5 protein-coding genes are annotated in these 11847 nt (G+C 58.4%); 3 read left to right on the plus strand and 2 right to left on the minus strand.

Features of this window, described 5'->3' with window-relative positions:
* Positions 1–516: 516 nt before the first annotated feature.
* The 3 genes from L0Y14_RS08250 (at position 517) to L0Y14_RS08260 (ending at position 9602) form a co-directional block, all read left to right on the plus strand.
* Positions 517–1356: a small-conductance mechanosensitive channel gene (locus L0Y14_RS08250; protein ID WP_006475561.1), complete on the plus strand. Its 840-nt coding sequence runs from the start codon at positions 517–519 to the stop codon at positions 1354–1356.
* A 140-nt stretch (positions 1357–1496) separates the two neighbouring features.
* Positions 1497–3902 carry a mechanosensitive ion channel domain-containing protein gene (locus tag L0Y14_RS08255; protein WP_006475560.1) on the plus strand — a complete coding sequence of 802 codons (2406 nt, stop codon included), beginning with the start codon at positions 1497–1499 and terminating at the stop codon, positions 3900–3902.
* A 702-nt stretch (positions 3903–4604) separates the two neighbouring features.
* On the plus strand, positions 4605–9602 hold the full coding sequence (locus L0Y14_RS08260) for a beta strand repeat-containing protein (RefSeq protein ID WP_006475559.1): 4998 nt from the start codon (positions 4605–4607) through the stop codon (positions 9600–9602).
* A 119-nt stretch (positions 9603–9721) separates the two neighbouring features.
* Here L0Y14_RS08260 and L0Y14_RS08265 read toward each other — a convergent pair whose 3' ends face one another.
* Together L0Y14_RS08265 and L0Y14_RS08270 are read right to left on the minus strand one after the other, a co-directional pair.
* Complete coding sequence (locus L0Y14_RS08265) at positions 9722–10324, minus strand: transposase (protein WP_240991719.1); 603 nt, start codon at positions 10322–10324, stop codon at positions 9722–9724.
* 290 nt (positions 10325–10614) lie between these two features.
* Positions 10615–11805, minus strand: a complete 1191-nt coding sequence (locus L0Y14_RS08270) for a carboxylate--amine ligase (RefSeq protein WP_006475558.1) — start codon at positions 11803–11805, stop codon at positions 10615–10617.
* Positions 11806–11847 lie beyond the last annotated feature (42 nt).

Below are 11847 nucleotides of genomic sequence, written 5' to 3' on the forward strand. Positions count from 1 at the left end.
AGAATTTCGGCTCGTGACTCAGTTCACGCAAAGCAGAGGTAAGAAGATAAAATCAGAAGACATTTAATAAAATTCAGGCATAATTATTAACCTCTCGAAACATAGACATTTACTTCCTATCTTCTTTCCCCCATTGTCTCTGGCTACTACCATCCTCCAGCCGTTGACTGGCCAGAATTTATTCGGCTGATCCAATAGATACAGGTAACGGTGTTGATTGATGAGGAATGCCCATGCTTCATCTCCTCCGCCGAATAATCAGAGGCTCCCTAATCCTCCACACCAATTGAAACGTTCACCTGGCCAGACCCCGCAGAGGGTACTGAGCCCCCTGGCTTCGAATCACAGAATCGTCGCTGCCTCAACCATGGCCGGACGATCTGGGTTATGATCGATCCGCTCAACAGAAAACTTTCCCCGGCTCGCAGCTATTCTTGACAATGCTCAGCGAAGACCACTGGCTGGGGGCCTCCCCCACATTGATGCCATCAACACGACCCTAATAATCGCCTGAAGATGCGCCAGACGAGACACCTTCTATTCAACCTGATAGGCCTGTTCCTGCTCACGGGGAGCGCCATAGCGCCGCTCTGGGCCGCAAGCCTCGAGCAGAACGGTTTTACTCTGCCAGAACGGCTTGAGTCCGCCCGCCAGGCCGCTGAGTCTGACCCCAGCCTGTCAGAAGGAATCAAACAACGGATCCAGGAGTTCTACAGTCAGACTGTAAAATGGCTTCAGGAGGGGGCCCGGGCCAAGGCCGATCTCAAACAGCTGGAACAACGGGTTCAGCAGGCCCCAAAACTGATCAAAAAGACCCGGGCGCAGCTGTCGCATCCGCTGCAGAACACCCCCTCGGTCCGCTCCATCACCCGCCGTGCCACTCTGGAGCAACTCGACTTTGCGATCAGTCAGGAGCAGCAGACTCTCAACCAGAAGCGCGAAGAGCTGAGGCAACAGGAGGAGGAGCTGGCGCGCCTGCTGGTTGGCGCCAAGGGGATCAGTGAAGAGATAGTCACCAGCAACAACTCGATTGCCGAGATCGAGGAGGATCTCAGGGGGCCGGCCAGTGATGAACCCGCCGCACTGACCGAGGCACGGATTGCCGCACTGAATGCACGCAAGCAGATTCGCCAGACCGAAGTCAGCTCACTACAGCTGCAGCTCGGCAACCTGAATCTGCTCACCAACCTCGCCCAGGTGCAGAGAGATCTGCTGCTGGCCACCGTCGCGCTGCGTCAGGACAGACTTGATCGAGCGCCTATGAACTGCGCGAAAACAGCGCCCGCGAGGCGCTCCAGGAGGCCGAGGCGCTGCGCGAGAAGAGCGCCGAACTGCCACCTGAAATCCAGACCATAGCCCAGGAGAATGCGCGCTATCATCAGGAGCTGGAGGCGCTGATCCAGAAGGAGAAATCGGTCTCGGAGCAACTCGAACGGACGCAGCGCAGCCTAGACGAGATCAGGAATGATTATGAGCGGACCCGCCAGCGGGTCGATGTGGTCGGCTCAAGCAAGGCGATCGGCAAGATGCTGCGCCGTCGCCAGGATGCCCTGCCTTCATTCCAGAGTTATCGCCGTACCTCTGCCAGTCGCAGCGAGGAGATCAATCGCGCCACCGACCGCCAGATCGAGATCGACGAACTGCTGAGAGAGCGCAGCGACGTTGAAGGGCTGGTGACGCTAATGCTGCAGGGAGTGCAGCAGGATCTCTCTCCCGCCCAGCAGAAACGCTTCCGCAAACAACTCTACACCCTGACCCAGAATCGGCGTGACGCGCTGAACAGACTGCAGACCATATATGGCCGCTACATCGGCCAGCTCACCACCCTCGACCTAGCGGAGCGGCAGCAGGTCGATGTCGCCCGGGCATTTGTCGATTATATCGACGATCAGCTGCTGTGGATCCCCAGCACCCGACTCGGCAATCTATTCGAGGTGGAGAGACTCGCTCATGCGCTGCTCTGGCCGCTCACCCCAAGCCACTGGCTCGAACTGAGCCGGGATCTGCAAGAACTCTGGCAACAACAACCGGGCAGGCTGCTGCTGTTGCTGGGCAGTAGCCTGCTGTTGCTGATCTACCGGCGCAGCGCGCAGCGGCAACTGCCACTGCTGGCCGCCAAGACCCGCAAGATCCGCACTGACGCCTTCCACCTTACACTGCAAGCCATTGCTCTGACCCTGCTGATCGTTGGCGGACCGACATTGCTGATGGTCGGTGGCGGCTGGCTCCTCTCCCACCTCACTACCGCCTCGCCCTTCACCCTGTCGCTGGCAAATGGAATGATCCAGGCAGGCCTGACCTTGGGCGGGCTGAGCCTGCTCAGACAGATCTGCCTCACCGATGGCCTGGGTGACCGGCATCTGCGATGGAACCCGAGCGTGCGCAGCACACTGGTCAGCGAGCTCCGCTGGCTTGTGCCGCTCATCCTGCCGCTGATCTTTCTGGTTGAGCTGAGTGTCCGAACCAATCCCTCACAACCGGCCCAGGAGCTAAGCCAGATTGCCTTCCTGCTGCTGATGCTGAGTGCTTTCGCTTTTGTCTTTCACAGCCTGAGCCGCAACAGCCCGCTCATCAGCAATCTGAACAACAATAAGAGCCTGCTAGCACAGCTCCACTTCCTCTGGTTTCCGCTCTTCCTGCTGCTGCCACTGGCATTGCTGCTGCTCTCCGCCAGCGGCTACCATTACACCGCGGTGCATCTGGCGGCGCGGCTGGAGATGACCTTCTGGTTCTTCCTCGGCCTGTTCATCATCAAAGAGTTGCTGTTGCGCTCGCTCTACATCGCCGAGCGTCGGCTGCGCTTCGAGGATGCGCTGCGCCGCCGTGAGGAACTGCGCAGCCAGCGGGAGCGGAATGGTGAGGAAGAGGAGAGCCCACTGATCTCACTGGAGATCCCGGAGGTCGATTTCGATCAGCTGGGGGAGCAGGCAAAGCGGCTGCTGCGGGCAGGTTTTCTCTTCGGTGCAGTGATCGGCACACTGATTATATGGAGCGAGCTGCTGCCGGCGCTCAACTTTCTCGACTCGGTGGAGCTGCCGTTTCAGGCCAGCCGTTTGATCGACGGCATCAGTAAAGAAGTACCGGTCACCCTGGGGGATCTGGTGATCGGCTTGATCATCCTGGTGATCACGGTGATGGCGGCGAAGAACCTGCCTGGCGTGCTGGAGATCACCCTGCTGCAGCGGCTGCCCCTCGACCCGGGTGCCCGCTATGCGATCACCGCGCTCTCCCAGTACACCATCGCCGGCATCGGCATCTTCTCTGCCTTCAGCACCATCGGCCTGCAGTGGTCGAGCATCCAGTGGCTGGTGGCCGCAATGGGTGTCGGCCTCGGTTTTGGCCTGCAAGAGATCGTCGCCAATTTCATTAGCGGCCTCATCCTGCTGTTTGAGCGACCGATCCGTGTCGGCGATGTAGTGACCATCGACGAGACCACCGGTGTAGTCTCGCGCATCCGCATCCGTGCCACCACTATCACCAACTACGACAAGCAAGAGTTCCTGGTCCCCAACAAGGAGTTCATCACCGGGCGTCTGATCAACTGGACCCTCAGCGATAAGATCAACCGAATTATCATCACGCTCGGGGTCGCTTACGGTTCCGATGTGGATCGTGCCATGGCCTTGATGACCGAAGCCGCACAAGAGAATGAGGATGTATTAAACGATCCCAAACCTTTCTGTACCTTCGAAAGCTTTGGCGATAACGCATTGACACTAATGCTGCGTGCCTATCTGGGCTCGATGGAGAACCGAGTCTGCACCATGAGCGCCCTGCACAAGGCGATCAACCACAAACTCACCCAGGCCGGGATTAATATCGCCTTTCCGCAGAGAGACATTCATCTCGACACCAACCACCCGCTTCAGGTCGAACTCTCCCGCAAGCGGAGCGACCGGTAGACCGTCCGATGCCTGCAGGGCGACAAGATTGGGAAATGAATACCAAACTTACCCGCCGAACACCAAGCCGTACTCTTTTGCCGGCGCAACTACAGCTGGAGTGGGATAAATAGCTTTAAGGAACCTGGTTCACAGATTGGGCATTCAGGGAAGAAGTCTACATCCGAGAGATCAGACGAAAAAAGTTAGTGGCCATTTACGTGCATCCTATTGATGCAAAAAACTGCTAGCGGATAAGCTCAAAGACAGATGAGATGCCACTGCTATCTTCTTGTTTTTATGGGGATTATACTTAAAAGCCTCCCCTATAGCAGCAACTCAATGTGGAATACAGTGCTGATAAGAGTGCGTCATTTGTGCACAGACGAAGTAAAGTCTTAACTTAATTCCCCTTTCAAATCATCTATTTATGTTTAAGGATTGAGGTTCCTCACAAAACACACACCAGTGCCAAATGTTGCGTGACAGAAGTCACACTCCCCCCAGCAGTCCTCGTCCACGATATTGATCACCCCATAGGAAGCAAGAGAATGGAGCCATTAGTTTCTTGCTGTTGCCCGGGCAACAGGGGAGCAGGCATCCAGTTTCAGCTGGACTCTGTGAGCAAGGAATCCGTCTTTAAGATCAGACGGATAAGCGACATCCTTCAGCCCCCCTGTTAGTAGAGGCAAGAAAAGCCAACAAAAATGGGGGGATGTATCAATGTTTATGACAAAGCGCACCAAGCCACTCTATCCTTTGGCTCTGCTGCTCAGCACTCTGCTGTCAGGCTGTGACCTCAGCTTGACCGACGATCTTGCCACCAACACCGCAGCAACGGCCCCAGATAACGATCCACCTGCTATTACCTTGCTCGGCGCCACGCCGCTCACGGTGGAGGCAGGCAACAACTACATTGACTCGGGCGCCACTGCCAATGACGCCAAAGATGGCGACATCAGCGCCAACATCGTGCTCAGCGGCAGTGTCGATACCACCACCCCCGGTAGTTACATCCTCACCTATAACGTCGCTGACGCTGCCGGCAACAACGCCGCTGCAGTGACCCGCACCGTGGTGGTGGCCGATACTACCGCACCGGTCATCAGCCTCACCGGCGACGCTACCCAGACGATCAATCTAGGTAGCAGCTACAGCGACCCCGGGGCCAGCGCCACTGACTCACTGGATGGCGACATCTCTTCCAGTATCGTGGTTTCCGGCACCGTCAACACCAGTGCGGTAGGAACCTACACCCTCACCTACAACGTCGCTGACGCCGCCGGCAATGCCGCCACGGCAGTCACCCGCACGGTCAACGTCGTCCTGGTGGTCGGTCTCGATAGCATCCCGCCGGTGATCACCCTGAACGGCGCCAGTCCACAGACAGTTTCGGTCGGCACCAGCTACAGTGATCCCGGCGCCACTGCGAATGATGACCGGGATGGCGACATCAGCGCCAACATTTCGGTCAGCGGCAGCGTCAACAGCAGCCTGGTCGGCAGCTACAGCCTGAGCTATAACGTTTCCGACGCCGCCGGCAATGCAGCAACAACAGTCACCCGCACGGTCAACGTTGTCGATACTACCGCCCCCGTGATCGCCCTGAATGGCGGCAGTCCCCTGGTGCTGGAGGCCGGCACCACCCCGTTCAGCGATCCTGGCGCCATCGCCACAGATAATGTGGACGGCAATATCAGCGCCAACATCACTGTCAGCGGCTCGGTCAACCGGGCGGTTGTCGGTGTCTACAGCCTGACCTACAGCGTCTCCGATGCGGCCGGCAACAACGCCAGCGCCACCCGCAGCGTGACGGTCAATACCGCAGCCGCACCGGTAATCACACTGAGCGGCGACAACCCGCTCTCAGTCCGGGCGGGTGATACCTTCAGCGACCCCGGCGCATCCGCCATTGATAATGTCGATGGCGATCTCTCCGGCAGTATCAGCGTCAGCGGCACGGTCGACACCTCCACCGTCGGCAGCTACACCCTCACCTACACGGTTACCGATGCGGCTGGCAACAGCGCCACCCAGACTCGCACCGTCAACGTCACCGAGACCACCGCCCCGGTCATCACCATCACGGGTGACAATCCGCTCGCCCTGGAGGCTGGCACTACCGCCTATAGCGACCCAGGCGCCAGCGCCAATGATAATGTCGACGGCGATATCACCGGCAACATCACCACCAGCGGCAGCGTCGACAGAACCACTGCCGGCACATATACCATCACCTACACAGTCAACGATGCAGCCGGCAACACGGCCACCTCGACCCGCACGGTCAACATCTCGGCCGCCACCGCACCGGTAATCACCCTGAGCGGCGACAACCCGATGACGATAGCCGTGGGCGCCAGCTTCACCGACCCAGGCGCCAGCGCCAACGACAACTTCGATGGCGATGTTTCGGGCAGTGTGACCATCAGCGGTACGGTCGACACCAACACCCTCGGCGACTACACCCTGACCTACCAGGTCACGGATGCGGCCGGCAACACCAGCACTCAGAGCCGCACCGTCAGTGTTACCGACCAGACTGCACCGGTAATCGTCCTCGCCGGCGACAACCCACAGACTGTCGACGCAGGTTCCAGTTATAGTGACCCAGGCGCCAGCGCCAGCGACAACATCGACGGCGACATCTCCGCCAACATCAGTGTCAGCGGCAGCGTCAACACTGCCGTACTGGGCAACTACACCCTGACCTACAATGTCTCCGACGCCGCTGGCAATGCAGCCACCGCAGTCAACCGCACGGTCACCGTTGCCGACCTGAGCGCGCCGGTGATCACCCTCAGCGGCAGCGACCCGATGACGGTCGCTGCAGGTTCAGTCTTTACTGATCCCGGCGCCAGCGCCAGTGACATCGTCGAGGGTGACCTGAGCGCCAGCATCGTCACCACCGGCAGCGTCAATACCGCGGCAGTGGGCAGCTATACTCTGACCTACAACGTCTCCGACAGTGCTGGTAACGCCGCCACTGCGGTGACCCGCACCGTCAACGTCACCGATCAGACCGCACCAACGATCACGCTGAGTGGCGACAACCCGATGGGGGTGGCCTTGGGCGGCACCTTTACCGACCCTGGTGCCTCTGCCAGTGACGCCATCGACGGCGATATCTCAGCCAATGTCACAGTCAGTGGCACCGTCGATACCAACACCCTGGGCAGCTACACTCTGACCTACAACGTCTCCGACTCTGGAGGCAATGCAGCAACGCCAGTGACACGTACCGTCGAGGTCAAAGATCTCACCGGGCCGGTCATCACCCTCAACGGTGACAACCCACAGACCGTCTCAGTGGGTGCGACCTACAGTGACCCGGGGGCAACCGCTATCGATAACGTGGACGGGGATCTCTCAGGCAGCATCACGGCCAGCGGTAGTGTCAACACCGCGGTCGCTGGCATCTACACCCTGACCTACAGCGTCACCGATGCGGCTGGCAACAGCTCCACCCTCGATCGCACGGTGGTAGTGGCTGACCAGCCCCCTACCCTGGTATTGATCGGAGACAACCCCTTCACCCTTGAGGGGGGCACCCCCTTCACCGATCCGGGCAGCACCGCCACCGATGATGTGGACGGTGACATCTCCGCCAATGTGGTGGTCACCGGTAGTGTGAATAACGCTGTGGTGGGCAGCTACACCTTGACCTACAACGTCACCGACAGTGCTGGTAACACCACCACGGCCACCCGCACCGTCAACGTGGTCGATACCACCATACCGGTGATCACCCTCATCGGCGCTAACCCGATGGTACTCACCGTCAATGTCGACACCTATAGTGAACCGGGCGCAACCGCCAGCGACACGGTGGATGGGGATCTCTCCGGCAGCCTAGTGATCGGCGGCGATACAGTCGATACCAACACCATCGGCAGCTATAGCGTGACCTACGATGTCACCGATGCCAGCGGCAATGCCGCGACTCAACTGACCCGAACGGTTCAGGTGACAGCACCCGCCCCGGATGCACCAATCAATGTGAGCATGAGCTTCAGCTTTAAGCAGATCAGCTTCAGCTGGGACGCCTCGGCCGGTGCTGATCACTATCGTCTGATGGTCAACCCGGATGGGGCCTCCGGCTTCAGCGTGGTCTCCGGTGCAGAGGCGATCGCCGGCACCAGCCATACCATCGACATTGCCACCCATCTGCAGGATTGGGCCAATGCCCGCTACATGGTAGAGGCCTGTAACGCCGGCGACACCGCCTGCAGCGGCTCTGCCGAGCAGGCCACCAGCGTGATCGACTCTATCAGCAGCATCGGCTATTTCAAGGCCGGTAATGCAGGCCTTGGCGACAACTTCGGCCTGAGCGTGGCGATCAGCGCGGATGGCTCCACCATGGCCGTTGGCGCCCCGCTGGAGGACAGCGCCACCACTGGTGTTAACTCCACCCCGGACGAGGCAGCCGCCGATGCCGGTGCCGTCTATGTCTACGTCTTCTCCGCCGGCAGCTGGAGCCAGCAGGCCTATATCAAGGCATCCAACACCGGCGCGGGCGACGAGTTCGGAACCTCCCTGGCACTCAGTGCCGATGGCAACACCCTGGCGGTTGGCACCATCAAAGAGGACAGCGGGACTACTGGTGTCAGTGTCGACAGCAGCGCTGCGGATGAGTTGGCAGTCGATGCCGGTGCCGTCTATCTCTTCACCCGTTCAGGCACTACCTGGAGTGAGCAGGCCTACATCAAGGCATCCAATACCGAGGCCGGTGATGCGTTTGGAGCATCCGTGGCACTCAGCGCCGATGGCAACACCCTGGCGGTGGGAGCCACCCTGGAGGATAGTGATAGCGATGTAATAAACGCCGGCGAGGCAGACAATGCTGCAGACAGCGCGGGTGCCGCCTATGTGTTCACCCGCAGCGCCACCACCTGGAGCCAGCAGGCCTACATCAAATCGGACCACTCCAAAGGCAACACTACATACGGCGGAGATCTGTTCGGCACCTCGATCGCTCTGAGTGATGATGGCAACATCCTGGCAGTGGGCGCCATCCATGAAGACGCCGATGCCGCCGGCACTATTAATGCGGTCGGAAACTCAGGTGCAGTGTTTGTCTATACTCGTGCCGCAGGCACCTGGAGCCTGGATGCGATGGTCAAGGCAGCAAATGCTGGCAGTGACCACCTCTTTGGCTCAGCGGTCGCCCTGGGCAGCGACAGCACCAACCACACTCTGGCAGTGGGAGCTACAGGTGAGGATAGTGACACCATTGGCGTCGACTCGATTCCCAATCCAGCCGCCAGCAATGCCGGTGCCGCCTATACCTTTACCCGTCCGCTCACCGGTGGAGCCTGGACCCAACAGGCCTATATCAAGGCCTCCACAGCCAGCCGGCAGCAAGACAAGTTTGGCTATGCGCTGGACCTGAGTAGCGACGGCGCCCTGCTAGCGGTAGGCATGCCCTGGGAGGACAGGTCAAGCAAGGGCGTCAACGACCCGAACTTCACAACCAGCACAGATTCTGGCGCGGTGTTTGTCTACGGACGCAGCGGCAGCAATTGGAGTAGTCAGAGCTATGTCAAAGCCTCCAACACTGGCGCTAGCGATAAATTTGGCTATGGGCTCTCGATCAGCGGCGATGGCTCTACCTTGGCAGTCGGCGCGTATTGGGAGGACAGCGCAGCAACCGGAATCAATCCAGCACCAGGGGTCGATGCATCTGCTATAGAGGATATAGGCGCGGTCTATCTCTACTAACCTTCATTGATCTTGCAGTGACAAGACGGCCTCCTCGGAGGCCGTCAGATTGATGACAAACCCCGGCAAAAATACCGGGGTTTGTTTTTGAGAGGGCCGCAGAAGTCAGGCTGGCTGATTCAGCAGCAGCACAGGCACAAGGCAATCGAATAGCCCAAACGGAAGGCTAAGCGCAGCCTGGACGTTAAGAGACTGGGCAGTGGCGCCATAAATCGGGCCAACAGCAGCGCGATCTTTTTCATGTTCTGACAGGCTGCAGCCAGCAGATATTGGGTCAGCCCCCGGAAACGGGCATAGCGGTGCCCATGCAGCGGCTTAGCATCGGCGAAACTGCGCCCCACCGTCTCCCGACGCCGCTCGGACACACGCCGGCCCCAGTCCGTTAGCCGCTTCTGATTGACTTTCTTTCGATCCTCTTCCCACATATGGCGGATGACCACCTTCTGGGTGTTCTGGCTGCGGGTACATCGATCAAGTAGGGGGCAGTCCTTGCAAAAGGCGGGGGCAGACTTGTCTTCCCGATAACCTGTCCGGTTGGTGGTGCTGTAGCGCAGCCGCTGGCCCTCGGGGCAATGGTACACATCCTGCCGGGCGTCGTAGCTGAAGTCCCACCGTTTTAGCCAGCCTTTGGGAGTGTGCGGGCGCTTGTTGCCCACCACCCCGCCAATGCCCCGTTCCACCAGTCCGTGACAGACCGCCGTCGTGTTGTAACCGGCATCCAACCCCACCACCAGGAGTTTGAATTTGAAGCGTTCACACTGCCGATCCAGTCGCGCCAGATAGGGGCGCGCATTGTTGATCTTGCCTGGGGGTGACGTAGGTATCGGTGATCAGCCCATGACGCCCATATGGCCTCCGAGGAGGCCATTTTTTTTGCTACTGATAACGCCCCGGTAGTGGGAGAGGATCTCAGGCAGCCATGCAGACACAATAAGGGGGATCAGCAGTTGATACTTGTAGAAGAGGTTCGGGCTCTCCCCTGCTGTATGCAGATGCAGGGAAGTACATTTAATCAGCGTCTGATGATAAAACTGACGACCTTGCGCAGCACATCCCCGACATGTTTGAGCACAAAACTGAAAAAGACGACAGGATCCTTAGGGGTCCAGTAACGATAGGCTCGATTGCCTTGAAGGCTTTTCCGCCACTCAGCGAAGCTCAGTAGTTTCCTTTTGAAATGGACATAGGTACTGGCAATCTCTGCCCTTTCGTCGATATAGATAACCGGCAGTTTTTTCGGCGGCTCCGCTACGATCTCCATACCGGTTATATAGTTGTATGCCGCCAACGGTATATTCACCCCATTCAAGGTCGCCACATACTCCTGCTGATTCAGGCGACCGGCTGTCGGCTCCATTACGTAGTAGTGTCCATCCAGCTCATGGCGTTTGAACTCTACCGAACCAAAGCCTTTGAAGCCTACTTTCTTGAATATCTTTTTGGTCTCTTCCTCGATCCACTTGTTATCGACGACCACGGTGGTTGCGGTACTACCAGTACCCACGGGCCACTGCCGCAGCTTATAACCGGTAAACAGCACAATGTCATCCCCTGTCTCGCCGAAATAGCCCAAACAGTAATGCACGTTGCTGTCATTGCCGGCGATCCACTCTTGCACGATCAGGCTGTCGCTATACGACAGAGCCATGCTGCACACTGAGAGGAACTCTTCTGCATCGGCAAGATGAAATGCCTTCGCCAGGCCGGACTCCCGCCACAGGGAACTCTTTGAACTCGGCTTGAGGATCGCAGGAAAACGGTAGCTAGCGGCAACCTGCTGCAGATCTGTTGTCTTGTCGATCACCAGCGTCTTTGGAATCAGAATCTCGTGCTCGAGCGCATAGGCCGAGAACTTTTCTTTATCCAACAGCAGATCGATCATCGCCGCATCCGGCATATCGATCAGATAGAGGGGATCCAGCAGCTCCCGATGTTCTATGTAGAAGGTGACATGGGCATCGGCTGTCAGCATCAGCACAGGCCGTTCACTCTGCAGCTCGGGCAGACTGGTCAGCAACGCCAACAGCTCTTCATCATCCTTGAAGTGATACTTCCGACTGCACAGCCTGGTCTTGGCCTCCGGAACCGACGCATCAGGATAGAATCCAATCAACGGGATACCATAGGGGGCCAGCGAGCGCAGGATACCATAGCCGGCGAAATTGATATCGAGAACGACGACTGAGGTTAACTTATTTTTCACAGACAACTATGTTCTTGTTCGCGCCATAAACTGACTTCATCA

Source organism: Candidatus Endoriftia persephonae, from assembly GCF_023733635.1.
GTDB lineage: Bacteria > Pseudomonadota > Gammaproteobacteria > Chromatiales > Chromatiaceae > Endoriftia > Endoriftia persephonae.

Bases quoted from the DNA above. Each gene is read 5' to 3' on its own strand.
- L0Y14_RS08260 (WP_006475559.1), top strand. From the start codon at position 4,605: ATGTTTATGACAAAGCGCACCAAGCCACTCTATCCTTTGGCTCTGCTG.
- L0Y14_RS08250 (WP_006475561.1), top strand. From the start codon at position 517: ATGCGCCAGACGAGACACCTTCTATTCAACCTGATAGGCCTGTTCCTG.